Source organism: Microbacterium lemovicicum, from assembly GCF_003991875.1.
Lineage (GTDB): Bacteria > Actinomycetota > Actinomycetes > Actinomycetales > Microbacteriaceae > Microbacterium > Microbacterium lemovicicum.
On record NZ_CP031423.1, the window covers coordinates 1,188,901 to 1,214,331 of the forward strand.

Here is a 25,431-nt window from a genome sequence, read left to right on the forward strand (position 1 = left end):
GGTTGTCCAGGCGCCAGATCGAGACGAATGTTCTCGCTGGTAGCTCATGGGTGGAACATATGACGAGGTGCTGTTCGGGTTGTTCCGGGCTGAGTACGCCGCTTGCGGTGGGAAAGGTTCGGGGTGGTCGGGGTGGCACATGCACGCTGTTGGGTCCTGAGGGACCGGTCGTGATCGCCCTGTGGGGTGGTTGCTTCTTTCCTCTGGGCCTTGCCTTCTGTCACCGGGTCGGTGGTGGGGGTGGGGTACCGCCCGTACTTTGAGAACTACACAGTGGACGCGAGCATCTTCAAGATGACCTTTCGGGGTTGTCTTGTTTTGATGATCTTAAAGATCATTAGTCAATTTCGAGTCAGGCCTTCGGGTCTGGTCCGATTCTTTGATGAACTCATGTGATTTCAAGTCTTTAAGAGCAAACGGTGAATGCCTTGGCATCTGGAGCCGAAGAAGGACGTAGCAATCTGCGATAAGCCTCGGGGAGTGGATAAGCACACTGTGATCCGAGGGTGTCCGAATGGGGAAACCCCGCTGGGCGGCGTGCCGACCTAGTGACTCCCGCCTGAATATATAGGGCGGGTAGAGGGAACGTGGGGAAGTGAAACATCTCAGTACCCACAGGAAGAGAAAGCAACCGCGATTCCGTTAGTAGTGGCGAGCGAAACCGGAACAGGCTAAACCGAGTACGTGTGATATCCGGCAGGAGTTGCGTATTCGGGGTTGTGGGACTTTTTGGGCTGCTCTGCCGAGCAGCCGGCGTGACAAGAAGGTATAGACGAACAGGATTGAAAGCCTGGTCATAGAGGGTGTGAACCCCGTAGTCGAAATGCCTTGTCTTGGCGTGAAGAGTATCCCAAGTAGCACGGGGCCCGAGAAATCCCGTGTGAATCTGTCAGGACCACCTGATAAGCCTAAATACTCCCAGATGACCGATAGCGGACAAGTACCGTGAGGGAAAGGTGAAAAGTACCCCGGGAGGGGAGTGAAATAGTACCTGAAACCGTTTGCTTACAAACCGTTGGAGCCTCCCTAGTAGGGGTGACAGCGTGCCTTTTGAAGAATGAGCCTGCGAGTTAGCGATATGTGGCGAGGTTAACCCGTGTGGGGTAGCCGTAGCGAAAGCGAGTCTGAATAGGGCGATTCAGTCGCATGTCCTAGACCCGAAGCGAAGTGATCTATCCATGGCCAGGTTGAAGCGACGGTAAGACGTCGTGGAGGACCGAACCCACTTAGGTTGAAAACTGAGGGGATGAGCTGTGGATAGGGGTGAAAGGCCAATCAAACTTCGTGATAGCTGGTTCTCTCCGAAATGCATTTAGGTGCAGCGTTGCGTGTTTCTTGCCGGAGGTAGAGCTACTGGATGGCCGATGGGCCCTAAAAGGTTACTGACGTCAGCCAAACTCCGAATGCCGGTAAGTGAGAGCGCAGCAGTGAGACTGTGGGGGATAAGCTTCATAGTCGAGAGGGAAACAACCCAGACCACCAACTAAGGTCCCTAAGCGCGTGCTAAGTGGGAAAGGATGTGGAGTTGCTTAGACAACCAGGAGGTTGGCTTAGAAGCAGCCACCCTTGAAAGAGTGCGTAATAGCTCACTGGTCAAGTGATTCCGCGCCGACAATGTAACGGGGCTCAAGCACGTCACCGAAGTTGTGGCATTGACATTTTTGGTAGGCCTTCGTGGTCCAGCCGTGTTGATGGGTAGGAGAGCGTCGTGTGGCCAGCGAAGCGGCGGTGTGAACCAGCCGTGGAGGCTACACGAGTGAGAATGCAGGCATGAGTAGCGAATGACGTGTGAGAAACACGTCCTCCGAAAGACCAAGGGTTCCAGGGTCAAGCTAATCTTCCCTGGGTAAGTCGGGACCTAAGGCGAGGCCGACAGGCGTAGTCGATGGACAACGGGTTGATATTCCCGTACCGGCGAAGAACCGCCCAAGCTAATCCAGTGGTGCTAAGTGCCTGAATCCCAGTGTATCGATCCCTTCGGGGTGAGAGCGTTGGGCCTAGCGCACGACCCCATGCTGGTGCGGTTAGCGTATTAACAGGTGTGACGCAGGAAGGTAGCCCATCCCGGGCGATGGTTGTCCCGGGGCAAGTGCGTAGGCCGAGTGATAGGCAAATCCGTCACTCATTGAGGCTGAGACACGATGCGGATAAAAAGTGGGTGATCCTATGCTGCCAAGAAAAGCATCGACGCGAGGTTCAAGCCGCCCGTACCCCAAACCGACTCAGGTGGTCAGGTAGAGAATACTAAGGAGATCGAGAGAATCGTGGTTAAGGAACTCGGCAAAATGCCCCCGTAACTTCGGGAGAAGGGGGGCCATCCACTTATACCAGCTTGCCTGGAAAAGGGTGTGGTGGCCGCAGAGACTAGTGGGTAGCGACTGTTTACTAAAAACACAGGTCCGTGCCAAGTCGCAAGACGATGTATACGGACTGACGCCTGCCCGGTGCTGGAAGGTTAAGAGGACCGGTTAGCCGCAAGGCGAAGCTGAGAATTTAAGCCCCAGTAAACGGCGGTGGTAACTATAACCATCCTAAGGTAGCGAAATTCCTTGTCGGGTAAGTTCCGACCTGCACGAATGGCGTAACGACTTCCCAACTGTCTCAACCGCGAACTCGGCGAAATTGCATTACGAGTAAAGATGCTCGTTACGCGCAGCAGGACGGAAAGACCCCGTGACCTTTACTATAGCTTTGTATTGGTGTTCGGTGTGGCTTGTGTAGGATAGGTGGGAGACTTTGAAGCGTGGACGCCAGTTCATGTGGAGTCATTGTTGAAATACCACTCTGGTCACTCTGGATATCTAACTTCGAACCGTGATCCGGTTCAGGGACAGTGCATGGTGGGTAGTTTAACTGGGGCGGTTGCCTCCCAAAAAGTAACGGAGGCGCCCAAAGGTTCCCTCAACCTGGTTGGTAATCAGGTGGCGAGTGTAAGTGCACAAGGGAGCTTGACTGTGAGACTGACAGGTCGAGCAGGGACGAAAGTCGGGACTAGTGATCCGGCAGTGGCTTGTGGAAGCGCTGTCGCTCAACGGATAAAAGGTACCTCGGGGATAACAGGCTGATCTTGCCCAAGAGTCCATATCGACGGCATGGTTTGGCACCTCGATGTCGGCTCGTCGCATCCTGGGGCTGGAGTAGGTCCCAAGGGTTGGGCTGTTCGCCCATTAAAGCGGTACGCGAGCTGGGTTTAGAACGTCGTGAGACAGTTCGGTCCCTATCCGCTGCGCGCGCAGGAAGTTTGAGAGGATCTGACCCTAGTACGAGAGGACCGGGTTGGACGAACCTCTGGTGTGTCAGTTGTTCCGCCAGGAGCACCGCTGATTAGCTACGTTCGGGATGGATAACCGCTGAAAGCATCTAAGCGGGAAGCCGGCCTCAAGATGAGACTTCCATACCATTTATGGTGAGAGGCTCCCAGCCAGACTACTGGGTTGATAGGCCGGATGTGGAAGCGTGGCAACACGTGAAGCTGACCGGTACTAATAAGCCGATGACTTGATAACACACCGTTCATGGTGCTTGCGTCCACTGAGTGGTTCTCGATGTACGGTCGAGAACCGCACCAACATTCTTTGTTGTGTGCACGATTTGAAACATCACAAGTGTTTCGGCGGCCATAGCGAGAGGGAAACGCCCGGTCACATTCCGAACCCGGAAGCTAAGCCTCTCAGCGCCGATGGTACTGCAGGGGGGACCCTGTGGGAGAGTAGGACACCGCCGAACAACCTCTTTGAAAACACGAAATGGCCACCCCGCGGGTGGCCATTTCGCGTTAACAACCTCACAGTGAAAAGGACGGTTCCCCATGGCCCAAGACGAGCAGCGCGACGATCGCGCACGGCGTTCAGGACCCGGGTCTGCAGGTGGCAGACGTCCTTTCACTGCACGCGATGCCTCGAACGGCGCACGTGCCGGCCGCGATGGTGAGCGGAAGTCGTACCCGCCTCGTGATGGCGAGCGGAAGTCGTACCCGCCTCGTGATGGTGAGCGGAAGTCGTACCCGCCTCGTGATGGTGAGCGGAAGTCGTACCCGCCTCGTGATGGTGAGCGGAAGTCGTACCCGCCTCGTGATGGTGAGCGGAAGTCGTACCCGCCTCGTGATGGCGAGCGGAAGTCGTACCCGCCCCGTGATGGTGAGCGCAAGCCTTATGAGAAGCGCGACGGCGACCGCCCCTATGCGGCTCGTGATGGCGAGCGTCGTTCGTACCCGCCGCGCGATGGTGAGCGGAAGTCGTACCCGCCCCGTGACGGTGAGCGGAAGTCGTACCCGCCCCGTGACAGTGAGCGGAAGTCGTACCCGCCCCGTGACGGTGAGCGGAAGTCGTACCCGCCGCGCGATGGTGAGCGGAAGTCGTACCCTCCCCGTGATGGTGAGCGGAAGTCGTACCCTCCCCGTGATGGGAACCGGAAGCCCTACGAGAAGCGTGACGGCGACCGTCCGTACGCAGCTCGTGATGGTGAGCGGAAGTCGTACCCGCCCCGTGATGGTGAGCGGAAGTCGTACCCGCCCCGTGATGGTGAGCGGAAGTCTTACCCGCCGCGGGATGGCGAGCGTCGTTCGTACCCTCCCCGTGATGGTGAGCGGAACTCGTACCCGCCCCGTGATGGTGAGCGGAAGTCTTACCCGCCGCGGGATGGCGAGCGTCGTTCGTACCCTCCCCGTGATGGTGAGCGGAAGTCCTACCCGCCCCGCGACGGTGAGCGGAACTCGTACCCGCCCCGCGATGGCGAGCGTCGGTCGTACCCGCCGCGCGAGGGGGACCGTAAGCCCTACGAGAAGCGTGACGGGAACCGCCCGTACGCAGCTCGCGATGGCGAGCGGAATTCGTACCCGCCGCGGGATGGCGAGCGTCGTTCGTCCCCTCCCCGTGATGGTGAGCGGAAGTCGTACCCGCCCCGTGATGGTGAGCGGAAGTCCTACCCTCTTCGTGACGGTGAGCGGACCTCGTACCCTCCCCGTGACGGACATGCCCGGTCGCACGCTCCCCGAGCCGGTCGTGAACGCGAGTACCGTCCGGAGGACGAGCTTCGTCCGGTGCGGTCTTTCCACGATGACCCGGTGCTCCCCGACGACGTCACTCCCGACTCCTTGGACAAGGGCGCCCGGAACGAGCTGAAGACCCTCACGAAGGAGAACGCCGAGTGGGTGGCGCGCCATCTGGCGATGGCGTCGCGTCTGATCGAGGACGACCCCACGCTTGCCCACGCACACGCGGTCTCGGCGTCGCGTCGGGCCGGTCGGATCGCGATCGTCCGCGAGACGCTCGCGATCACCGCGTACACGATCGGCGACTACGCGCTGGCTCTGCGAGAGCTGCGCACCTACCGTCGCATCTCCGGTAAGGACGACCAGATCGCCCTCATGGTCGACAGCGAGCGTGGGGTCGGCCGCTCGGATCGCGCCCTCGAGCTCGGGCGATCCGTCGACCGCGCGACGCTCCCCACCCAGGTGCGCGTCGAACTCGCCATCGCCATGTCGGGTGCACGTCTCGACCTGGGCGAGCCGGAGCGCGCTCTCACGGAGCTCGACATCCCCGAGCTCGATCCCGACCGTGCCTTCGAGTGGAGCCCGGCGCTGTTCGCGGCGCGCGCTTCTGTGCTCGAGGAGCTCGGTCGCAGCGACGAGGCGGAGCAGTGGCGGGCCCGCGCCGAGGTCGCCGAGGACGCACTCGGATTGAACGAGGACGAAGGCTCGGACGAGGTGGTCGTCGTCGAGGAGGTCTTCGAGGCCGAGGACATCGCGGGTGGCGACGCCGACGACGACGAGGCGTCGGACGAGGACTTCGACGAGGCGTCCGAGGAGGACGCCGACGATGCGTCGGACGAGGACTTCGACGAGGCGTCCGACGAGGACGCCGACGATATGTCGGACGAGGACTCCGAGGCGACGGAGGACAGCTCCGATGACGCGACGAGCGACGGCTCTGATGACGCTCCGTTCGACGCTGAAGAGTATGCGACGGGCGGCGCCTCGCAGCCGCGCCATGACGTCGCCGACGGGGAAGCGGAAGCCGAGACCGAGGCCGACGTCGAGGCCGAGCCGGCCGAGGACGGCGGACGCGACTGATGGCGTTGTTCTCCCGGGGCAGGTCCGCGGCGGAGGGGACTCCGCTCGACGGCATCGATGCGGTGCTCGCGGACCTCGACGGTGTCGTGTACGCCGGGCCCGGCGCGCTGCCCCATGCGGTCGAGAGCCTGAACCTCGCCGGACGCACGCGCCGGCTCGGGTACATCACCAACAACGCGTCGCGCACCGACGCGTCGGTGGCCGCTCACCTGACCGAGCTCGGGCTCGACGTCCGCCCCGTGGATGTCGTGACCAGCCCGCAGGCGGCGATGCGGCTCCTCGCGCCGCGCGTCGCCGCCGGGTCGACCATCCTCGTCGTCGGCGGTGAAGGTCTCGTCGTCGAAGTCGAGAAGGCGGGCTTCACGGTGACCCGCAGCGCCGACGACGCGCCCGCGGCCGTCGTGCAGGGCTTCGCCCCCGAGGTGGGCTGGGGGCAGCTGGCCGAGGCGGCGTACGCGCTCGCGCTGCCGGAGGACGAGGGCGGCATCCCGTGGATCGCGACCAACACCGATTGGACGATCCCGCAGGCCCGGGGCATCGCGCCGGGCAACGGCACGCTGGTGTCGGCGGTCCACACGGCGGTCGGCCGCCTCGCCGTCGTCGCCGGCAAGCCCGAGACGCCCATCTTCGAAGAGGCGGTGGCGCGGTTCGGGGCGCAGCATCCGCTCTTCATCGGCGACCGTCTCGACACCGACATCGTCGGCGCGCGGCGGGCGGGCATTCCGTCCGTCCTCGTCCTGACGGGCATCGACCGGCCCAAGCACGTGCTGGCGGCGGGGCCCGACTCGCGCCCGGACTTCATCGTCGGTGATCTCCGCGAACTCCACGAGCCCTATCCGCGGGCGACCACCGACGGCGATGTGACCACCGTCCGTGGCGCATCCGTGCAGATCGACGGCGCCGACATCCGCATCGTCAGCGAAGGGGATCGCCCGATCGACCTCGTCCGTGCCGGTGCTGCGGCGATCTGGGGGAGTGGACGCGCGATCTACGGCTTCCGGGTTCCGGAGCGCCTGTACCACGACCCGTTCCACCGGCCGTAGCGGCGTACGCTGGGCGCATGAGCGATGCGCCCTCCCCGGACGAAGCCCACGAGCTGGTCAGCCGTCTGCGCGTCATCGAGGAGCAGCCGCTGGCGGCTCGAGCCGACGCGTACGCCGCGCTCCACGACGAGCTCGCCCAGCAGCTCGAGTCCGCGCCGCCACGGTGACCGCCGGATCTCAGCGACTCGACGCCGCCCTCGCGAGCCGCGGGCTGGCACGGTCGCGCACGCATGCGGCCACCCTGATCACCGAAGGCCTGGTGACCGTCGACGGGCGCGGCGTCGTCAAGCCGTCCGCGCCGGTGACGGAGGAGAGCGTGCTCGTGGTCGCCGGTGCGGACCACTACGTCAGCCGTGCCGCGCACAAGCTGATCGCCGGCCTCGATGCCTTCGACGTCGTGGTCGCCGGTCGGACGGCCCTCGATCTCGGAGCGTCGACCGGGGGCTTCACCCAGGTGCTGCGGGAGCGCGGGGCGGAGCCCGTGGTCGCTATGGACGTCGGTCACGGGCAGGTCGCAGCATCGGTCGCCTCCGACCCGGGGGTGATCGTCATCGAGGGGTTCAACGCCCGCGACCTCACGCGCGAAACACTGCGCGCCGCCTCGCGCGTCGACGCGGCGCCCGACGTCGTTACGGCCGACCTGTCATTCATCTCCCTGACCCACGTGCTCGGGCCGATCCGCGACGTGATGGCCGACGGCGCCGACGCCGTGCTGCTGGTCAAGCCGCAGTTCGAGGTCGGCCGCACCGCGGTGCGCGGTGGTCTCGTGACGGATGCCGGACTCCGCGCCGACGCGGTGACCGGCGTGCTCTGGGCTGCCTGGGACGTCGGCCTCCGCACGCTCGGAGTCATCTCCTCCCCACTGGTCGGCACGCACGGCAATGCCGAGTTCGTCGTCCACTTCGCGGCTGACCGGGGGACCAATCCGACAGAATGGTTGAGCACGGTCAGCCGATTGGCAGGAGAGCGATGATCGACGAGCGGTACATCCTCGTCGTCGCGCACGCCCGCCGCGACGACACGGTCGAGGCTGCCCAGCGCGTCCTCGACGCCCTGTCCTCCGCCGGTGCGCGCCCCGTCGTCACCGCCGATGACCGGGCGGAGCTGATCGCCGCGCTCGGCGACCTCCCCGACGTCCTGACGCTCGGCGACGACGTCTCGGTCGCCGACATCGAGCTGGCCATCGTCCTCGGTGGCGACGGCACGATCCTGCGGGCGGCCGAGATCGTCCGCGACGGCACCGCGCCCGTCCTGGGCATCAACATGGGCCACGTCGGGTTCCTCGCCGAGATCGAACGCGACGACATGGACGACGCTGTGCGCCACGTCATCGAGCGCGACTACGGCGTCGAGGAGCGACTCACGCTCCAGGTGCGGGTCAAGGACTCCGAAGACGCCGTGATCTACGAGACGTGGGCGCTCAACGAGGCGACCGTCGAGAAGGCCAGCCGCGAGCGCATGCTCGAGGTGGTCATGGAGGTCGACGGCCGCCCGCTGTCCAGCTTCGGCTGCGACGGCGTCGTGGTGGCGTCGCCGACCGGGTCGACGGCCTACAACTTCTCCGCGGGCGGACCGGTGATCTGGCCGACGGTCGAGGCGATCGCCGTCGTCCCGCTGTCGGCGCACGCGCTGTTCGCCCGTCCGCTGGTCGTGGGCCCGGAGGCCGCGGTCGCGATCGAGGTCCTCGAGCGCACGAACGGGACCGGCATCCTGTGGTGCGACGGTCGGCGCTCGCACGAGCTGCCCCCGGGCGCCCGCGTCGTCGTGCGCAGGTCCGATCGACCGGTGCGTCTCGCTCGGCTGCACCCCGCCGCGTTCACCGACCGCCTCGTGCGGAAGTTCCGTCTGCCCGTCGAGGGGTGGCGCGGCCCGGTCCTCCCGCCGACCGGCGCGATCATCCATCCGGAGCAGCTGTGATCGAGGAGATGCGCCTTCGCGATCTCGGAGTGATCGCGGAGGCGACGCTCCCCATGGGTCCCGGGTTCACGGCGATCACGGGTGAGACGGGCGCCGGCAAGACCATGGTCGTCACCGGCCTCAGCCTCCTGATGGGTCAGCGCGCCGACTCGGGCGCCGTGCGGGCCGGAGCGGCTCAGGCATCCGTCGACGGCGTCTGGATCGTGCCCGACGAGGGCCCCGTCGTCGACCGGGTCCGCGAGGCCGGCGGCGATGTCGAGCAGGTCGGCGCGGGGCGAGCGGAGCTCTTCGTCGGGCGCACCATCTCGAGCGAGGGCCGCAGCCGCGCCACCGTCGGCGGTCGTGCGGCGCCGGCCGGCGTGCTGGCCGACATCGCCGATCAGCTGGTGGTCGTGCATGGGCAGTCCGACCAGTTGCGGCTGAAGTCCGCAGCCGCCCAGCGCGAGGCCCTCGACCGCTTCGGCGGCGAGCCGGTGGCCGCCGCGCTGACGGCGTACCGCGCGGCCTACGAGGCCTGGCGCGCCGTCGAGCGTGACCTGGCGGCGCTCACGGGCGACCGCGACGCACGCGCGGCGGAGGCCGCAGAGCTGCGCACCGCGATCGCCGACATCGAGGCCGCGGAGCCCCAGCCGGGGGAGGACGTCGAGCTCGCCCAGCGTGCCGAGCGCCTCGCCAACGCGGAGGAGCTGCGCCTCGCCGCCGCGACCGCCCACGACGTGCTCTCCGCCGAGGACGACGCGCCCGATGCGATCGGGCTCATCGCCGAGGCCCGCCGCGCTCTGGAGCGCGCCGCGTCCAGCGACACCGCGCTCGAGGATCTGGCCGCGCAGGCGGCCGAACTCGGCTACCGCGCGACCGACCTCGCCGCCTCTCTGGCCGGCTATCTCGCCGACCTCGACGAGTCGGGTCCCCATGAGCTGGCCGCCGTCGAAGAGCGCCGTGCCGTCATCGCCGGACTCGTCCGCGCCCACGGCACGCTCGAGGCCGCGATCGATCTGCTGCGCACCGGGTCGCTGCGTCTGGCCGACCTGGACGACGACGGCGATCGCGTCGAGCGCCTGCGACAGGAGCGGGATGCCGCGGCATCCGTCCTCGACACCGCCGCGGCCGCCCTCACCGACGCGCGCACCCGCGCCGCCGCACGGCTGTCGACCGACGTGACCGAGGAGCTGCACGCCCTCGCGATGCCCGACGCGACGCTGACGGTGGAGGTGTCGCCGGGCGCCGAGTCCACCAGCGGGCGCGACGACGTCGCGATCCTGCTAGCTCCGCACCCCGGTGCGGCGCCCCGTCCCGTCTCGCGCGGGGCGTCGGGCGGCGAGCTGAGCCGGGTGATGCTCGCCATCGAGGTGGTCATCGCCGCGACCGATCCCGTGCCCACGTTCGTCTTCGACGAGGTCGACGCCGGCATCGGCGGGGCGGCCGCGATCGAGGTCGGCCGACGGCTGGCACGGCTGGCGGAGTCGTCGCAGGTCATCGCGGTGACGCACCTCGCCCAGGTCGCGGCATTCGCCGGCAACCACCTCACCGTCGTGAAGGCGAACGACGGCTCGGTGACCGCGTCGAGCGTGACACGGCTCGACGGCGCGGAGCGCGAGCACGAGATGGCGCGCCTGCTGTCGGGCCTGGCGGATTCGGATGCCGCGATCCTCCATGCCCGCGAGCTTCTCCAGACCGCACGCGCCGTATCGTGAACCGTACGGATTCCTCCCACCCTCGACTGATAGGCTCGAAGCCCGTGATGCAGACTTCAGATCCGGGACAATCGAACGACACCACCAGGCACATCTTCGTGACCGGCGGTGTCGTTTCCTCGTTGGGCAAAGGCCTGACTGCGGCAAGCCTCGGCAACCTCCTGACGGCCCGCGGACTGCGTGTGGTCATGCAGAAGCTCGACCCGTATCTCAACGTCGATCCGGGCACGATGAACCCGTTCCAGCACGGCGAGGTGTTCGTCACCGACGACGGGGCCGAGACCGACCTCGACATCGGGCACTACGAGCGGTTCCTCGACATCGAGCTCAGCCAGGCGGCCAACGTCACGACCGGCCAGATCTACTCGCAGGTGATCGCGCGCGAGCGCCGCGGCGAGTACCTCGGCGACACCGTGCAGGTCATCCCGCACATCACCGACGAGATCAAGCGCCGCATGCGCCTCCAGGCCACGGAGGAGCCGCGCCCCGACGTGATCATCACCGAGATCGGCGGCACGGTCGGCGACATCGAGTCGCAGCCGTTCATCGAGTCGGCCCGCCAGATCCGTCACGAGCTCGGCCGTCAGAACGTGTTCTTCGTGCACGTGTCGCTCGTGCCGTTCATGGGCGCCTCCGGCGAGCAGAAGACCAAGCCCACCCAGCACTCCGTCGCGGCGCTCCGCTCGATCGGCATCCAGCCCGACGCGCTCGTGCTGCGCAGCGACCGCCCCGTCACCGACAGCAACAAGCGCAAGATCGCGCTGATGTGCGACGTCGATGAGGGTGCCGTCGTCAACGCCGTCGATGTGCCCAGCATCTACGAGATCCCCACGATGCTCCACGACCAGGGCCTGGACGCGTACATCGTGCGGACCCTCGGTCTCGACACTGCGGGCGATGTCGACTGGACCCGCTGGGGCAAGGTGCTCAAGGCCGTCCACAACCCCAAGCACGAGGTCACCGTCGGCCTGGTCGGCAAGTACATCGACCTGCCCGACGCCTACCTGTCGGTGACGGAGGCGCTCAAGGCCGGCGGCTTCGCGCAGGAGACGCACGTCAACATCCGCTGGGTCCCGTCCGACCTCTGCGAGACGCCGGAGGGCGCCGAGAAGGCGCTCGGCGAACTCGACGGGATCGTGGTGCCCGGCGGCTTCGGCATCCGCGGCATCGAGGGCAAGATCGGCGCGCTGCGGTTCGCCCGCGAGCAGGGCATCCCGACGCTCGGCATCTGCCTCGGCCTGCAGTGCATGGTGATCGAGTACGCCCGTCACGTCGCCGGCATCGAGGATGCGTCCTCGAGCGAGTTCGACCCCGACACCGAGCACCCGGTCATCGCGACGATGGAGGAGCAGGTCGACATCCTCGAGAAGGGCGACCTCGGCGGCACCATGCGTCTCGGCCTGTACCCGGCCGATCTCGCCGAGGGCTCCATCGCGGCCGAGGTCTACGGCGGACGCACCGCCTCCGAGCGCCACCGCCACCGCTACGAGGTGAACAACCGCTATCGCGACCGCATCGCGGAGGCCGGGCTGGTGTTCTCGGGCATCAACCCCGACCTCGACCTCGTCGAGTACATCGAGCTGCCCCGTGAGGTGCACCCGTACTACATCGCCACGCAGGCGCACCCGGAGCTGCGCTCGCGTCCCACCGACGCGAACCCGCTCTTCCGCGGCCTCGTGGGCGCCGCGCTCGAGCGCCACCGCGCCAGCGAGCTCTTCGACGACGTCGAGTCCGAGGACGACCTCGCCGGCAGCCCCGCATGAGCGAGGTTCGAAACGACGGGACGGATGCCGCGGCGGACGCCCTCCACGACGAGCCGGTCGAGCCCGACATCGTCGACAGCGAACTGGTCTACGAGGGCCGCGTCTGGGACGTGCGCTCCGACACCTTCCGCTACAACGGCGACGAGCTCGTGCGCCAGTACGTGGATCACCCCGGCGCCGCGGCGATCGTGGCCGTGGACGACGACGGCCGGGTGCTGCTGATCCAGCAGTACCGGCATCCGATCCGCCACCGCGACTGGGAGATCCCAGCCGGTCTGCTCGACATGGAGGGGGAGTCGCCGATGGCGGCCGCCGTCCGCGAGCTGGAGGAGGAGGCCGACCTCGCGGCGTCGTCGTGGGAGCCGCTGATCAGCATCTTCACCACGCCGGGCGGCAACGACGAGGTCGTGCACCTGTTCCTCGCGCGCGGCATCAGCGCCCGCGATGCCGCCCACGCGCGGGAGGCGGAGGAGGCCGACATCCGGGTCGAGTGGGTGCCGATGGCCGAGGTCGTCGACGCCGTGCTGGCCGGGCGGATGCGCAACGGCATCCTCGCGACGGGAGTCCTGGCGGCCGCCGAGCGACTGCGCCGCGACGCCCGCTAGGCACACCGATGCGGCTGGATCGCGCCGTCGACGCGTATCTGCGTCACATCTCCCTCGAGCGCGGTCTCAGCGACCACACCGCCGCCGCGTATCGGCGTGATCTCGCGGGCTACGTCCAGTGGCTGGCCGAGCAGGGCCTCGACGACTCCGATGAGGTGTCGGCGGCGACGGTGGCCGCGTTCGCGGCGGAGCGGGCGTCCGCGCAGCCGCCGCCCGCGGCATCCAGTCTCGCCCGGCTGCAGTCCTCGATCCGCGGGCTCCACCGCTTCCTCACCCGCGAGGGGCTCGCGACCGACGACCCGACGGGCCGACTGCGTCCGCCGAAGGCGCCGCAGCGGCTGCCGAAGGCGCTGACGATCGACCAGGTGGAGCAGCTGCTGGATGCCGCGGGTCCGGCGCCCGCCGACGCCGCGCCGGGCGACCTGCTCGGCCTGCGCGACCGCGCCCTGCTGGAGCTCCTGTACGCCACCGGCGCGCGAGTGTCGGAGATCGTGCAGCTCGACGTGGACGACGTCGCGCACGGCGACGTGCTGCGCGTGCGCGGCAAGGGGTCGAAGGAGCGGATCGTTCCCGTGGGGTCGTACGCGCGGGCCGCGATCGACGCGTACGCGACGCGCGCCCGTCCGGAGCTGTCGCGGCGGGGGACCGCCACACCCCGGCTGTTCCTGGGCGCACGGGGGGCGCCGCTCTCGCGCCAGAGCGCCTGGCTGATCATCGCCGCCGCCGCCGAGCGCGCCGGCCTCACCGCGCACGTGTCGCCGCACACCCTGCGGCACTCTTTCGCCACGCACCTGCTGCAGGGCGGCGCCGATGTGCGCGTGGTGCAGGAGCTCCTCGGCCACGCGTCGGTGGCGACGACCCAGATCTACACGCACGTGTCGGTGGACGCCCTGCGCGATGTCTACGTCACGTCCCACCCCCGCGCGCGCTGAGCATCCCGTCGATCGACGTCGTCCCTGCTCGGATCGTCGCTCCTGCGGGCCAGCCCTGCGGGCGGCGGCCGGGCGGGCGACTAGGATCGGGAGGCGACAGGGCGAAGTCAGGAGAGTCTGTGGCGGCCACGAAACGAGCAGCGACGCGGAAGTCGGCGGACGACGCGCCGATGGGACCCACCGGGCGTCCGTACCACGGTTTCCCGACCCCGCCGAAGCTCGACGGGCACGGTCCGGCGCGCATCATCGCGCTGTGCAACCAGAAGGGCGGCGTCGGCAAGACGACGACGACCATCAATCTGGCCGCGTCGCTCGCCAACTACGGACGCCGCGTGCTCGCGGTCGACTTCGACCCGCAGGGCGCGCTCTCCGCCGGTCTCGGCGTGCAGACCCACGACGTCCCGACGATCTACGACCTGCTGCTGGACCCGAAGCGCGACGCGCGCGAGGTCATCGTGCGCACCGACACGCCCGACCTCGACATCATCCCGGCGAACATCGACCTCTCGGCCGCCGAGGTGCACCTCGTCAACGAGGTGGCCCGCGAGATGATCCTCGCCCGCGTGCTGCGTCAGGTCGCCTCCGACTACGACGTCATCCTCATCGACTGCCAGCCCTCGCTGGGGCTGCTCACGGTCAACGCGCTGACCGCCAGCCACGGCGTCATCATCCCGCTCGAGTGCGAGTTCTTCGCGCTGCGCGGGGTGGCGCTGCTGATCGAGACCATCGAGAAGGTGCGCGACCGCCTGAACCCGACGATCAAGCTCGACGGCCTTCTGGCGACGATGTACGACTCCCGCACCCTGCACTCGCGAGAGGTGCTCGACCGCGTGGTCGAGGCGTTCGGCGACGACGTGCTGGAGACGGTCATCGGCCGCACCGTGAAGTTCCCGGACGCGTCGGTGTCGGGCATGCCGATCACCGAGTTCGCGCCCGAGCATCCCGCCGCTCAGGCGTACCTGAGGCTGGCGCGGGAGCTGGTCGCCCGTGGCGCCGTCGCCTGAGGACGACGACACCACCGGCACGGCCGAGGCCGCGTCGCCCGGGGAAGACGGCGCGTTCCGCGTCTCGCTCGGCGTCTTCGACGGACCGTTCGACCTGCTGCTGAGCCTCATCTCGCAGCACGAGCTCGACATCACGGAGATCTCGCTGAGCCGCGTCACAGACGAGTTCATCTCGTACCTGCGCGGTCTCGACACCGACGAGGAGCTGGACGCGGCATCCGAGTTCCTCGTCGTCGCCGCGACGCTGCTGGACATGAAGGTCGCCGGACTCCTGCCGCAGGGCGAGCTCGTCGACGCGGAGTCCGTCGCGCTCCTCGAGGCGCGCGATCTCCTGTTCGCCCGGCTGCTGCAGTACCGCGCGTTCAAGCAGGTGTCGGTGTGGTTCGCCGAGCGGCTGCAGTCCGAGGACCGCCGGCACGCCCGGTCGGTGCGGCTGGACGAGAAGTTCCGCCGCGCCGCGCCCGAACTGGTGTGGACGCTCACGCCCGACGACTTCGCCGCGCTGGCCCTGCTGGCGATGACGCCGAAGGAGATCCCGCGGGTGGGGCTCGATCACCTGCACGCGCCGCTGGTGAGCATCCGGGAGCAGGCGGCCATCATCGTCACCCTGCTGCGCAGCGCCGGGACTCTGTCGTTCCGCGAGCTCGTCGCCGGGGTCGCGGAGCCGGGGGTCTTCGTCGCCCGATTCCTCTCGGTGCTGGAGCTGTACCGCCACGCCGCCCTGTCGTTCGAGCAGCTGGAGCCGCTGGGCGAGCTCACGCTGCGCTGGACCGCGGAGCGCTGGTCCGAAGAGAACCTCGCCACGTTGGGAGCCGACTATGACCGCTGACACCCGAGCAGAGCAGGAGACGGATGCCGCGGCATCCACGTCTCCGGAGGAACAGCTCCGCGCACAGGACCCCGTCTCGGTCGCGCGCCGACTCGAGGCGATCCTGCTGGTGATCGAGGAGCCGCAGAGCCTCGTCGCCCTCGCCGCGGCGGTCGGCTCGCCCGTGGCCGCCGTGCGCCAGGCCGTCGAGGGGCTCGTCGAGGACTACGACGGCCGCACCGGCGGACCGCGTCGCGGCTTCGAGCTGCGCGAGGTGGGCGGCGGGTGGCGGCTGTACGTGCGCGCCGAGCACGACGATGTCGTGTCGGAGTTCGTGAACACCCAGGCGCCGTCGCGGCTGTCGCAGGCCGCGCTGGAGACCCTCGCGGTCATCGCGTACAAGCAGCCCGTCAGCCGCAGCCAGGTCGCGTCCATCCGGGCGGTAAACGTCGACTCGGTCGTGCGGACGCTCCTCGCGCGCGGTCTCATCACCGAGGCCTTCACCGATGCCGAGACCGGCGCGATCCACTACGAGACGACGGACGCGCTGCTGATCAACCTGGGCATCAACTCGCTCGACGAGCTGCCCCACATCTCTCCTCTGCTGGAGGACGGCGCCGACGGCTTCGACGAAGGGATCGCACGATGAGCGACGAGGACGCGCGCGACGCCGCCGGGCCGGAGGGCGTGCGCCTGCAGAAGGTGCTCGCCGGTGCGGGCGTGGCCTCGCGCCGCGTCGCGGAGGACATGATCGTCGCCGGACGCGTGCGCGTGAACGGCACGGTCGTCACCGAGCTCGGCCGCCGCATCGACCCCGAGAGCGATCTCGTCGACGTGGACGGTACGGCGGTGCAGCTCGATCAGTCGAAGCGGTACGTGGTGCTGAACAAGCCCACCGGCGTCGTCAGCTCGATGAACGACGACCGCGGCCGCCCCGATCTCCGGCAGTACACGCGTGACTGGCCGGAGCGGCTCTACAACGTGGGCCGCCTCGATGCCGACACCAGCGGCCTGCTCGTGCTCACCAACGACGGCGAGCTCGCCCATGTGCTCGCCCACCCGTCGTTCGGCGTGACGAAGGTCTACATCGCGAAGGTGGAGGGGCGGGTGACCGCGCAGACCATCGCGACGCTGACCCGCGGCTTCGACCTGGAGGACGGGCCGATCCGCGCCGACAAGGCCCGGCTGCTGTCGGCCTCGAACGCGGGGGACGGCTCGCTCGTGGAGCTGACGCTGCACTCCGGGCGCAACCGGATCGTGCGTCGCATGATGGCCGCGGTGGGGCATCCGGTCGTCGAACTCGTCCGGCGTCAGTTCGGCCCGCTCCACCTGGGAACGCTCCCCGTGGGGCGCGCGCGGGAGCTGACTAAACTGGAGAGAGGCGCGCTTCTGACACTGTCGCGCCGCGGGGCGGGTGACGCTGCGCCGACCGAGTCCCAGGAGACCGAGTGAGCGACGACTCTTCCGCGCCTGCCCGCGTGGCATCGCGCGTTCAGGGGACGGTGCGCATCGTCGGAGCGGGGCTGCTGGGGTCGTCCGTCGGGCACGCGCTGCGTGCCCGTGGCGTCGACGTCGTGCTGGCCGACGCCTCGCCCGCGCAGCTGCGCCTGGCCGTGGACTACGGCGCCGGCCGACTGCCGGCCGATGACGACCGTCCCGGACTCGTGGTGGTCGCCGTGCCGCCGGACGTGATCGCGGACGTCATCCAGCAGGAGCTCGCCGATCATCCCGACGCCGTCGTGACCGACGTCGCGAGCGTCAAGCTCGAGCCGCTGCGCGAACTCCGCCGGCGAGGTGCCGATCTGACGCGCTACATCGGTTCGCACCCGCTCGCCGGGCGGGAGCGCGGTGGCGCGATCTCGGCGCGGGCCGACATCTTCGTCGGCCGCCCGTGGGTGGTGTGCCGCGACGGAGAGACCTCCGCGGCCGACCTCGCCGTCGTGGAGGCGCTCGCGCTCGACCTCGGCGCCACCCCGATCGAGATGAGCCCCGAGGAGCACGACCGCGCCGTCGCCCTCGTCTCCCACGTGCCGCAGATCGTCGCGAGCCTGCTGGCCGGACGCTTCGTGGAGGCGCCGGACGAGTCGCTGCGCCTCGCCGGACAGGGTGTGCGCGACACCACCCGCATCGCCGCCTCGGCCCCCGAGCTGTGGACGCAGATCCTCGGCGCCAACGCGGCGCCGGTCGTGGACGTGCTCGACCGCCTCGCCGACGACCTGTCGGCGGTCTCGGCGGCGCTTCGTGAACCGGATGCCGCGGGATCCCGCCGCGCGGTGGCCGACGCCATCCGCCGCGGCAACGACGGTGTCGACCGGCTCCCCGGCAAGCACGGTCAGAACCGCCGCTTCGAGTCGGTCGTCGTCATGGTCGACGACACTCCCGGCCAGCTCGGACGCCTGTTCGGAGAGCTGGGCGAGCTCGACGTGAACGTCGAAGACCTCCGCCTGGAGCACTCGCCGGGCGCGCAGTTCGGTCTCGCCGAGATCAGCGTCGTGCCCGGCGCGGTGCGCCGTGCCGTCGACGGACTCCAGGCGCGCGGCTGGAAGATTGCGAGCACCAATGACTGACCCGAACGACGTGGCCGCGGCATCCGCGTCCTCTGCTCCCGTGCTCGTCGCCATCGACGGACCCGCCGGCAGCGGCAAGTCCAGCGTGTCGAAGCAGGTCGCGCGTCGGCTCGACTACGGCTACCTCGACACCGGCGCCGCCTATCGTGCGCTGGCATGGCTGGCACTCGAGCGCGGTGTCGACACCGCCGACGAGCAGGCCGTCCGGGGCGTGGCCGACGACTTCGACTACGCGATCTCGCTCGATCCCGGCGACTACTGGGTGCGGGTCGGCGTCACGGACGTGACCGACGCCATCCGGGAGCCGCGCGTGACCGACGCGGTGAGCGGTGTCGCCCGTGTGCGACCCGTGCGCGAGAGCGTGAACCGTCTGTTCCGCGTGCTCGTGGCGGAATCCGGTCGACGCGGCGTCGTCGTCGAGGGACGCGACATCACCACGGTCGTCGCCCCCGACGCCCCGGTACGCGTGCTGCTGACCGCCGCGCCCGAGGTGCGGGCCGCGCGCCGCAGCCGCGAGATCACGACCCAGGATGCTGCAGCCGTCGCCGACGCGCTGCACCGCCGCGACGCCGCCGATTCCACCGTCGTCGACTTCCTCACCGCCGCCGACGGCGTGAGTGTCGTCGACTCCACCGACCTCGATTTCGAGCGCACCGTGGAGGCCGTCATCGACGTCGTCACGGTCTCGCTCGGCACCCCACAGACAGGAGCACCCGATGGGCGCTGAAGAAGAGTACGAGGGCGGGCCCGATCAGCTCGCCGAGAAGATGGCCAACCTCGACGAGGAGCTCGCCGCCGCGCGCGCCGAGACCCTCCGCGCGTCGCTGGCCGACTACGACCTCGAGGACGACGACGCGCGCCTCCTCGACACCGAGGACTACGCCGAGGGCGAGGCGATCTACTCGCCGGCGCTCCCCGTCGTGGCGATCGTGGGACGCCCGAACGTGGGCAAGTCCGCGCTGGTGAACCGCATCCTCGGCCGACGCGAAGCCGTCGTCGAGGACACCCCCGGCGTCACGCGCGACCGCGTCACCTACAAGGCCGAGTGGATGGACCGGCGCTTCTCGCTGGTCGACACCGGCGGATGGGAGCCCGACGCGCGCGGGATCGACCAGTCCGTCGCGCTCCAGGCCGAGATCGCGATCGACCTCTGCGACGTCGTGATCTTCGTCGTCGACTCGAAGGTCGGGGCCACCTCGACCGACGAGGCGGTCGTCAAGCTGCTGCGCAAGAGCGGCAAGCCGGTCTTCCTCGTCGCCAACAAGATCGACGACGCGCGCCAGGAGCCCGAGGCGGCGGCACTGTGGAACCTCGGACTCGGACAGCCGTATCCCGTCTCGGCCATCCACGGCCGCGGCGTCGCGGACCTCCTCGACGAGATCATGAAGGTGCTGCCGGCGATCTCGGCGGTCGCCAAGGACGAGGTCGCGGGACCGCGTCGCGTCGCGATCCTCGGACGCCCGAACGTCGGCAAGTCATCGCTGCTGAACAAGGCCGCCGGGGAAGAGCGCGTCGTCGTCAACGAGCTCGCCGGCACGACCCGCGACCCGGTCGACGAGATCGTCGAGCTCGGCGGCAAGATGTGGCGCCTCGTCGACACCGCCGGTATCCGTCGCCGCGTGCACCTGCAGCAGGGCGCCGACTTCTACGCGTCGCTGCGCACCTCGGCGGCGCTCGAGAAGGCCGAGGTCGCTGTGGTGGTGCTGGATGTCTCGCAGCCGATCTCGGAGCAGGACGTGCGCATCATCGACATGGTGCTCGAGTCGGGTCGCGCGCTCGTGCTCGCCTTCAACAAGTGGGACGTGCTGAACACCCCCGAGTACGAGAACGCCGAGCGTCGCCGCTACCTCGAGCGCGAGATCGAGCAGGACCTGGCGCACGTCGCCTGGGCCCCTCGGGTGAACATCTCCGCGCGCACGGGGCGGCACCTCGACAAGCTCGTGCCCGCGCTGGAGACCGCGCTCGAGTCGTGGGATCAGCGCATCGCCACGGGCAAGTTCAACGCCTTCCTGTCGGAGCTGGTCGCGGAGCACCCGCACCCGCTCCGCGGCGGGAAGCAGCCGCGCATCCTGTTCGGCACGCAGGCGGGCACGCGTCCGCCGACCTTCGTGCTGTTCACGACCGGCTTCCTCGACCCCGGCTACCGTCGCTTCATCCAGCGCCGCCTGCGCGAGATCTACGGCTTCGAGGGGTCCCCGATCGTCGTCAACATGCGGGTGCGCGAGAAGCGGCAGCGGTAGGCGCGGCGGCGGTGCCGCCGGGCATATCGGCCCGGCCGTCTGTGTCGTTGCGCTTCCGGCGCCGCCGTCGGCGCGCGACCGTGTGACAGGGTGGAACCGTGACGATCGTGCCGCCCGCCTCAGGCGAACCCCGCCGTCCGTCCGGTCCGCGTGACCCGGGCGACGCGTGGGTGGTCGCCGACTCGGGGGAGAAGTACTGGGGGCGCTTCGGCGCCGCGGGACTGCTCGCCGTCGACGCCGAGCGCGGCATCCTGCTGCAGCACCGGGTGTCGTGGAGTCATTTCGGCGACACGTGGGCGCTGCCGGGCGGCGCTCGGCACGAGTACGAGTCCGCGCGCGACGGTGCGTTGCGCGAGTCCGCCGAGGAGGCGGGCGTGCCCGCCGGGGCGATCCGCTCGCGCTTCGAGAGCGTGCTCGACCTGGGCATCTGGTCGTACACGACGCTCGTCGGCGACGTTGTGCAGCCCTTCGAGCCGGTGATCAGCGATCCGGAGAGCAGGGCTCTCGCCTGGGTGCCGGTCGATCAGGTCGACGATCTGCCGCTGCATCCGGCCTTCGCCGACTCGTGGCCCCGCCTGCGCGAGCTGCTCGACGTGCGACCGGTCGTGGTCGTCGACGTCGCGAACGTCGTCGGCTCCGTGCCCGACGGCTGGTGGAAGGACCGCGCCGGTGCCGCTCGTCGGCTCGTCGAACGGCTGGAGCGGCTGTCTGACCGGGGGATGGATGCTGCGGCCCTCGGCCTGCCCGAGACGACCTGGTTTCCCGGTTTCGTCGCGGTGGTCGAGGGCGACGGGCGGAGTGCGGCGGATTCGTCGACGCCTGCCGTGCGCGTCGTGGCGGCGGAGCGCTCGGGCGATGACGCGATCGTCGCGCAGACCGTGGAGCTGCGCGCGACGGGACACGATGTGCGCGTCGTCACGAGCGACCGCGAGCTGGCCGGGCGGGTGACGGATGCGGGTGCGTCTGTCGCGGGGACGAGCTGGCTGCTGGGGCAGTTGGGCTGATCGGCTCCGCCTTTCGAGCTCGTCCTGTGTCGGGCCCGTCAGTCGTCGTCGGCGTCGCGGCCGCGGAGCCGATCGATGTCGCGACGTTCGCGCTTCGTGGGACGGCCGGCGCCGCGATCGCGCATGGGGACGAAGGCGATGGATTCGCGCGGCGGCGGTGGGGGAGTCCGGTCCTCCATCGACTCCGCGACCACGGCGGCCCCGACGCGCTTGCTGATGGGACGCCGGACGACGAGCTGACGGTCGAAGCCGGCGATGCGGACGCGAAGCTCGTCTCCCGGGCGCACCGGCTGAGCGGCCTTCACCCTGTCGCCGTTCACCCGCACATGTCCGGCACGGCAGGCGGCCGTCGCGGCGGAGCGCGTCTTGTAGACCCGGACCGCCCACAGCCAGGCGTCCACACGGGCGGACGTGGCATCCATCATGGGTCGTCCTCTCCGTGAGCTGGCGCGTGGGGCCTCGCCGCCGATGCGGTCGGAACTTCCATCGTAAGAGGGGTGAGGCACGCGTCTTATCTGCTGCGGTCAGCCGCGATTCCACGACATGCCTGGCGTGTGGCTTCGCATCCACAGAAACGATCGCCGCTCGTACGAGTGTCGTACCTATGTTCTAAACTTGTGACATGTCCGACAGCGCTTACGAACGCCGACTCCGGCTGAGTGGAGCGACGACGGGTGGCCACCACCACCCGATGCCGTCGACCTCGTCCGCGAGGCATCCGACCTGATGGCGGTCTTCAGCGCCCACCGGTTCGTGCGTCTCGACGCGCTGCGACGCGAGCAGCTCGACGACGCCGCGCGAGCGGGGCGGGAGCTCACCGACGTCGTCGAGCGCGGGATCCGTCTGGAGGTCGCGGCGGCGCTGCGCATCACGGAGTTCGCGGCTGCTCGTCTGCTGGCCACGGCGGAGGCGCTCGTCGATCGCTATCCCGCGCTGCTCGATTCGCTCGCGTCGGCGCGCATCACCGAACGCCACGCGGAGCTTCTCGTCGAGAGCCTCGACCAGCTCGGGGCGCGGGTCGCGGGCGACACGATCAGACGCGCTCTCGCCGTCGCTGAGGGGGAGTCAGTGGGAACCCTCCGCCGATTCCTCCGCCGCATGGTCGACGAAGCGACCGAGGCCTCGCTCGCCGAGCGTCACGTGGAGGCGCTGCGTCGTCGGCGCATCCTCGTCGAGCCGGCCGATGACGGGATGGCCTGGCTGATGGCACTGATGCCGGCGGTCGAGGCGCACGCCGCGCACGGCAGGATCACCGCGATGGCGAAGGTGCTGGCCGGGCGTGAGGGCGAGAAGCGCACGCTCGATCAGCTGCGGGCGGACGTGGTGGGCGACCTGCTCATCGACGACGAGTCGTCGGCGCATCCGGACGAGACGCGGGGCATACGCGCGACCGTGGCCGTCACCGTGCCGGTGCTCGCACTGCTCGACGGGTCGGAGAACGGGTCCTCGGGAGTCCCGGGTCTCACGGCGACAGCGGGGATGGCGCGGGTGGAGGGCGTCGGCCCGATCTCGGTCGCGCAGGCGCGCGCGCTCTGCGGAGGAGCGGACGGATGGATGCGGATCCTGACCCACCCCGAGACCGGCGCCGTCCTCTCGGTGGGCCGCGACCTTTACAGGCCGCCGCCGGCTCTCCGACGACTCGTGCGATGGCGAGCGGATCGGTGCATGGCGCCCGGCTGCGGGATGCCGGCCGGTCGGTGCGAGATCGACCACACCGTGGCGTGGGAAGCCGGCGGCACCACCGAGCTGTCGAATCTCGCTCCCGTCTGCAAAGGCCACCACCTCGTCAAGCACCACGGCGGCTGGCAGGTTCGCCAGGTCGAAGGCAGCGGAGGCGCGCTCGAGTGGACCTCACCGACGGGGCGCCGCTACACCGTCGCTCCCGAGCGCCGGGTACCGGTCTTCCTCGCGGCGGACGATTCCACCGCGCCGTTCTGAGCGCGCGTCGTTCTGGCTGCGTGCCGTTCAGACTGCACACCGTTCTGGCTGCGCGCCGGTCTCACCTCCGCGCCGGTCTGAACTCCGCGCGACGAGCACTGCGGCTGCGCCGCACGCCCGGCGCCGATGGGTCGGTCGGTGAACTCAGCCTTCGAGGTCGAGGAGCACGATGGGACGATCGGGCTTCGGGCGCGCCACCTCGCGGAAGCCGGCCTCTTCGAACACCGAGAGGAGGCCGTGATAGAGCTCGCTCGAGTGGTGCGTGCCGACGGCCGTGTCGATGGGATACGCCTCGAGCGCGCGGGCGCCGCGGTCGCGGGCGAACGCGATCGCATCGTCGAGCAGGCGGCGGTTCAGCCCGCGCCCGCGGTGCTCGCTCCGCACGGCGAAGCAGGACACCGCCCACACCCCGTCGTCGTCCAAGGGTTCGGTCGAGTTCTGCGCGATCATCCGGGTGCGCGCGATCCTCCGCTGAAGGGTGCGCGGGCCGACACGCACCCACCCCGCTGCGGCCCCGTCGACGTACGCGATGAGCGCGGGAGGCACGTCGCCGTCGAGTTCGGCGCGCAGCATCCCGGCCCTCTCGTCCTGCGTGCTCGCGTTGAACTCGGCGTTCGTGATGGTCCACCACTGGCACTGACAGGTCGTGCCGTCGCCGCCGCCGGTGAGAGCGTGCTCAGCGTCGTCGAAGCGGTCGGCGGTCGCGGGAGCGATGACGATGTCGGTCATGCGGCGACCGTACTCCGCCCGCACGACAGACGCCACGCCGAACCGCGCCAGGACTGCGACGTCGGGTCCACGCGTTCGCGGGGGAGCGGGCGACCCGGTAGGATAGTCGAGTTGCCCGCACGCGGGTGGCGACAACAGAACATCGGGATGTGGCGCAGCTTGGTAGCGCACTTGACTGGGGGTCAAGGGGTCGCAGGTTCAAATCCTGTCATCCCGACCGAAACGTCGAAGGGCCGGCTCATGAGAGCCGGCCCTTCGTCGTTCCCACGGCACTCGCGCGCCACAATGGGCTCATGCCGATTCTCAACAAGGACATGACGCTCTGCATCTCCCTGGCGGCGCGGCCGTCGAACCTCGGCACGCGGTTCCACAACTTCCTCTACGAGGAGCTCGGCCTGAACTTCATCTACAAGGCGTTCACGACCCAGGACATCGAGGGCGCGATCAGCGGCGTGCGCGCTCTGGGCATCCGCGGATGCTCGGTGTCGATGCCCTTCAAGGAGGCCGTGATCCCGCTCGTCGACGAGATCGAGGAGTCCGCGGCGGCCATCGAATCCGTCAACACCATCGTGAACGACGGTGGTCGCTTGACCGCGTCGAACACCGACTACGAGGCCATCGCGCAGCTGATCGCCGAGCACCGGCTCGACTCGGCGTCGACCGTGCTCGTGCGAGGATCCGGCGGCATGGCCAAGGCGGTGGTGGCCGCCTTCCGCGGCGCCGGCTTCGACGACCTGACCGTCCTCGCCCGGAACGAAACGAAGGGCGCCGCGCTGGCCGAGAAGTACGGCTACGCCGCTGTCACCGAAGACCCCGCGCCGGGCGCGCGCATCATCGTCAACGTCACACCTCTGGGCATGGACGGGACGGATGCCGCGGCCCAGGCGTTCGGCGACGACCACGTGGCCGCCGCCGAGGTGGTCTTCGACGTCGTCGCGTTCCCCGCCGAGACGCCGCTGATCCGCGCCGGCCGAGCCGCCGGCGCGAAGGTCATCACGGGTGCGGAGGTGATCGCCCTCCAGGCGGCGCGCCAGTTCGAGCGCTACACGGGAGTGGCGATCACCCCCGACCAGGTCGCCCGGGCGTCCGCGTTCTCCCGCGAGGGCTGACGCCACGA

At 68.9% G+C, this 25,431-nt stretch carries 21 protein-coding genes, 1 tRNA gene and 2 rRNA genes; 22 read left to right on the forward strand and 2 right to left on the reverse strand.

Going from position 1 to position 25,431, the window contains the following annotated elements; translation table 11 throughout:
• Nucleotides 1-396 precede the first annotated feature (396 nt).
• The 19 genes from CVS47_RS05515 to CVS47_RS05600 all read left to right on the forward strand — a co-directional run bounded on the left by CVS47_RS05515 (nucleotide 397) and on the right by CVS47_RS05600 (nucleotide 21,647).
• Nucleotides 397-3,506 (forward strand): 23S ribosomal RNA (locus tag CVS47_RS05515).
• Nucleotides 3,507-3,609: 103 nt separating this feature from the next.
• Nucleotides 3,610-3,726 (forward strand): 5S ribosomal RNA (rrf, locus tag CVS47_RS05520).
• 1,312 nt (nucleotides 3,727-5,038) lie between these two features.
• Nucleotides 5,039-6,070, forward strand: a complete 1,032-nt coding sequence (locus CVS47_RS05525; RefSeq protein ID WP_127095197.1) for a hypothetical protein — start codon at nucleotides 5,039-5,041, stop codon at nucleotides 6,068-6,070.
• On the forward strand, nucleotides 6,070-7,113 hold the full coding sequence (locus tag CVS47_RS05530; RefSeq protein WP_127095198.1) for an HAD-IIA family hydrolase: 1,044 nt from the start codon (nucleotides 6,070-6,072) through the stop codon (nucleotides 7,111-7,113). Before CVS47_RS05525 ends, CVS47_RS05530 begins: the two co-directional genes overlap by 1 nt.
• Nucleotides 7,114-7,130: 17 nt before the next feature.
• Entirely contained in the window at nucleotides 7,131-7,280 is a 150-nt protein-coding gene (locus tag CVS47_RS16755) for a hypothetical protein (RefSeq protein WP_164734610.1), read from the forward strand.
• On the forward strand, nucleotides 7,277-8,086 hold the full coding sequence (locus tag CVS47_RS05535; protein ID WP_127095199.1) for a TlyA family RNA methyltransferase: 810 nt from the start codon (nucleotides 7,277-7,279) through the stop codon (nucleotides 8,084-8,086). The genes CVS47_RS16755 and CVS47_RS05535 overlap by 4 nt, the downstream gene beginning before the upstream one ends.
• Nucleotides 8,083-9,030 carry an NAD kinase gene (locus tag CVS47_RS05540; RefSeq protein WP_127095200.1) on the forward strand — a complete coding sequence of 316 codons (948 nt, stop codon included), beginning with the start codon at nucleotides 8,083-8,085 and terminating at the stop codon, nucleotides 9,028-9,030. Before CVS47_RS05535 ends, CVS47_RS05540 begins: the two co-directional genes overlap by 4 nt.
• Nucleotides 9,027-10,724 (forward strand): DNA repair protein RecN, encoded by a 1,698-nt coding sequence (recN, locus tag CVS47_RS05545; RefSeq protein WP_127095201.1) that lies wholly within the window; start codon nucleotides 9,027-9,029, stop codon nucleotides 10,722-10,724. Before CVS47_RS05540 ends, recN begins: the two co-directional genes overlap by 4 nt.
• Before the next feature lie 47 nt (nucleotides 10,725-10,771).
• On the forward strand, nucleotides 10,772-12,487 hold the full coding sequence (locus tag CVS47_RS05550) for a CTP synthase (protein WP_127097213.1): 1,716 nt from the start codon (nucleotides 10,772-10,774) through the stop codon (nucleotides 12,485-12,487).
• The gene (locus CVS47_RS05555) at nucleotides 12,484-13,092 is read left to right on the forward strand and encodes an NUDIX domain-containing protein (protein ID WP_127095202.1); all 609 of its coding nucleotides are present in this window, start codon (nucleotides 12,484-12,486) and stop codon (nucleotides 13,090-13,092) included. Before CVS47_RS05550 ends, CVS47_RS05555 begins: the two co-directional genes overlap by 4 nt.
• Nucleotides 13,093-13,100: 8 nt before the next feature.
• Nucleotides 13,101-14,024, forward strand: coding sequence for a site-specific tyrosine recombinase XerD (xerD, locus tag CVS47_RS05560; RefSeq protein ID WP_127095203.1), 924 nt, complete (start codon nucleotides 13,101-13,103; stop codon nucleotides 14,022-14,024).
• 170 nt (nucleotides 14,025-14,194) lie between these two features.
• Nucleotides 14,195-15,028 (forward strand): ParA family protein, encoded by an 834-nt coding sequence (locus CVS47_RS05565; protein WP_127095204.1) that lies wholly within the window; start codon nucleotides 14,195-14,197, stop codon nucleotides 15,026-15,028.
• On the forward strand, nucleotides 15,012-15,857 hold the full coding sequence (locus CVS47_RS05570) for a segregation and condensation protein A (RefSeq protein WP_127095205.1): 846 nt from the start codon (nucleotides 15,012-15,014) through the stop codon (nucleotides 15,855-15,857). Before CVS47_RS05565 ends, CVS47_RS05570 begins: the two co-directional genes overlap by 17 nt.
• A complete protein-coding gene (gene scpB, locus CVS47_RS05575) occupies nucleotides 15,847-16,485 on the forward strand; it encodes an SMC-Scp complex subunit ScpB (protein ID WP_127095206.1) in 639 nt (212 codons plus the stop codon). The genes CVS47_RS05570 and scpB overlap by 11 nt, the downstream gene beginning before the upstream one ends.
• Nucleotides 16,482-17,288 carry a pseudouridine synthase gene (locus CVS47_RS05580; protein WP_127095207.1) on the forward strand — a complete coding sequence of 269 codons (807 nt, stop codon included), beginning with the start codon at nucleotides 16,482-16,484 and terminating at the stop codon, nucleotides 17,286-17,288. The genes scpB and CVS47_RS05580 overlap by 4 nt, the downstream gene beginning before the upstream one ends.
• On the forward strand, nucleotides 17,285-18,403 hold the full coding sequence (locus CVS47_RS05585) for a prephenate dehydrogenase (RefSeq protein ID WP_127095208.1): 1,119 nt from the start codon (nucleotides 17,285-17,287) through the stop codon (nucleotides 18,401-18,403). Before CVS47_RS05580 ends, CVS47_RS05585 begins: the two co-directional genes overlap by 4 nt.
• Nucleotides 18,396-19,130, forward strand: coding sequence for a (d)CMP kinase (cmk, locus tag CVS47_RS05590; RefSeq protein ID WP_127095209.1), 735 nt, complete (start codon nucleotides 18,396-18,398; stop codon nucleotides 19,128-19,130). Before CVS47_RS05585 ends, cmk begins: the two co-directional genes overlap by 8 nt.
• Nucleotides 19,120-20,643 carry a ribosome biogenesis GTPase Der gene (gene der / locus CVS47_RS05595; RefSeq protein ID WP_127095210.1) on the forward strand — a complete coding sequence of 508 codons (1,524 nt, stop codon included), beginning with the start codon at nucleotides 19,120-19,122 and terminating at the stop codon, nucleotides 20,641-20,643. The genes cmk and der overlap by 11 nt, the downstream gene beginning before the upstream one ends.
• Before the next feature lie 98 nt (nucleotides 20,644-20,741).
• On the forward strand, nucleotides 20,742-21,647 hold the full coding sequence (locus CVS47_RS05600) for an NUDIX domain-containing protein (RefSeq protein ID WP_127095211.1): 906 nt from the start codon (nucleotides 20,742-20,744) through the stop codon (nucleotides 21,645-21,647).
• A gap of 38 nt (nucleotides 21,648-21,685) precedes the next feature.
• Here the strand turns inward: CVS47_RS05600 and CVS47_RS05605 are convergent, their stop codons facing one another.
• Nucleotides 21,686-22,069: an RNA-binding S4 domain-containing protein gene (locus tag CVS47_RS05605; RefSeq protein ID WP_127097214.1), complete on the reverse strand. Its 384-nt coding sequence runs from the start codon at nucleotides 22,067-22,069 to the stop codon at nucleotides 21,686-21,688.
• Nucleotides 22,070-22,373: 304 nt separating this feature from the next.
• Between CVS47_RS05605 and CVS47_RS05610 the strand changes: the two genes are divergently transcribed.
• Nucleotides 22,374-23,585 carry an HNH endonuclease signature motif containing protein gene (locus tag CVS47_RS05610; RefSeq protein WP_127095212.1) on the forward strand — a complete coding sequence of 404 codons (1,212 nt, stop codon included), beginning with the start codon at nucleotides 22,374-22,376 and terminating at the stop codon, nucleotides 23,583-23,585.
• A gap of 144 nt (nucleotides 23,586-23,729) precedes the next feature.
• Here CVS47_RS05610 and CVS47_RS05615 read toward each other — a convergent pair whose 3' ends face one another.
• Nucleotides 23,730-24,314: a GNAT family N-acetyltransferase gene (locus CVS47_RS05615; protein ID WP_127095213.1), complete on the reverse strand. Its 585-nt coding sequence runs from the start codon at nucleotides 24,312-24,314 to the stop codon at nucleotides 23,730-23,732.
• A gap of 143 nt (nucleotides 24,315-24,457) precedes the next feature.
• Here CVS47_RS05615 and CVS47_RS05620 point away from each other — a divergent pair.
• Nucleotides 24,458-24,531, forward strand: a tRNA-Pro gene (locus tag CVS47_RS05620).
• Nucleotides 24,532-24,607: 76 nt separating this feature from the next.
• Entirely contained in the window at nucleotides 24,608-25,423 is an 816-nt protein-coding gene (locus CVS47_RS05625; protein WP_127095214.1) for a shikimate 5-dehydrogenase, read from the forward strand.
• Nucleotides 25,424-25,431 lie beyond the last annotated feature (8 nt).

Bases quoted from the DNA above. Each gene is read 5' to 3' on its own strand.
- CVS47_RS05530 (WP_127095198.1), top strand. From the start codon at position 6,070: ATGGCGTTGTTCTCCCGGGGCAGGTCCGCGGCGGAGGGGACTCCGCTC.
- CVS47_RS16755 (WP_164734610.1), top strand. From the start codon at position 7,131: ATGAGCGATGCGCCCTCCCCGGACGAAGCCCACGAGCTGGTCAGCCGT.
- CVS47_RS05540 (WP_127095200.1), top strand. From the start codon at position 8,083: ATGATCGACGAGCGGTACATCCTCGTCGTCGCGCACGCCCGCCGCGAC.
- CVS47_RS05550 (WP_127097213.1), top strand. From the start codon at position 10,772: ATGCAGACTTCAGATCCGGGACAATCGAACGACACCACCAGGCACATC.
- CVS47_RS05555 (WP_127095202.1), top strand. From the start codon at position 12,484: ATGAGCGAGGTTCGAAACGACGGGACGGATGCCGCGGCGGACGCCCTC.
- xerD (WP_127095203.1), top strand. From the start codon at position 13,101: ATGCGGCTGGATCGCGCCGTCGACGCGTATCTGCGTCACATCTCCCTC.
- CVS47_RS05565 (WP_127095204.1), top strand. From the start codon at position 14,195: ATGGGACCCACCGGGCGTCCGTACCACGGTTTCCCGACCCCGCCGAAG.
- scpB (WP_127095206.1), top strand. From the start codon at position 15,847: ATGACCGCTGACACCCGAGCAGAGCAGGAGACGGATGCCGCGGCATCC.
- CVS47_RS05580 (WP_127095207.1), top strand. From the start codon at position 16,482: ATGAGCGACGAGGACGCGCGCGACGCCGCCGGGCCGGAGGGCGTGCGC.
- cmk (WP_127095209.1), top strand. From the start codon at position 18,396: ATGACTGACCCGAACGACGTGGCCGCGGCATCCGCGTCCTCTGCTCCC.
- der (WP_127095210.1), top strand. From the start codon at position 19,120: ATGGGCGCTGAAGAAGAGTACGAGGGCGGGCCCGATCAGCTCGCCGAG.
- CVS47_RS05605 (WP_127097214.1), bottom strand. From the start codon at position 22,069: ATGGATGCCACGTCCGCCCGTGTGGACGCCTGGCTGTGGGCGGTCCGG.
- CVS47_RS05610 (WP_127095212.1), top strand. From the start codon at position 22,374: ATGGCGGTCTTCAGCGCCCACCGGTTCGTGCGTCTCGACGCGCTGCGA.
- CVS47_RS05615 (WP_127095213.1), bottom strand. From the start codon at position 24,314: ATGACCGACATCGTCATCGCTCCCGCGACCGCCGACCGCTTCGACGAC.
- CVS47_RS05625 (WP_127095214.1), top strand. From the start codon at position 24,608: ATGCCGATTCTCAACAAGGACATGACGCTCTGCATCTCCCTGGCGGCG.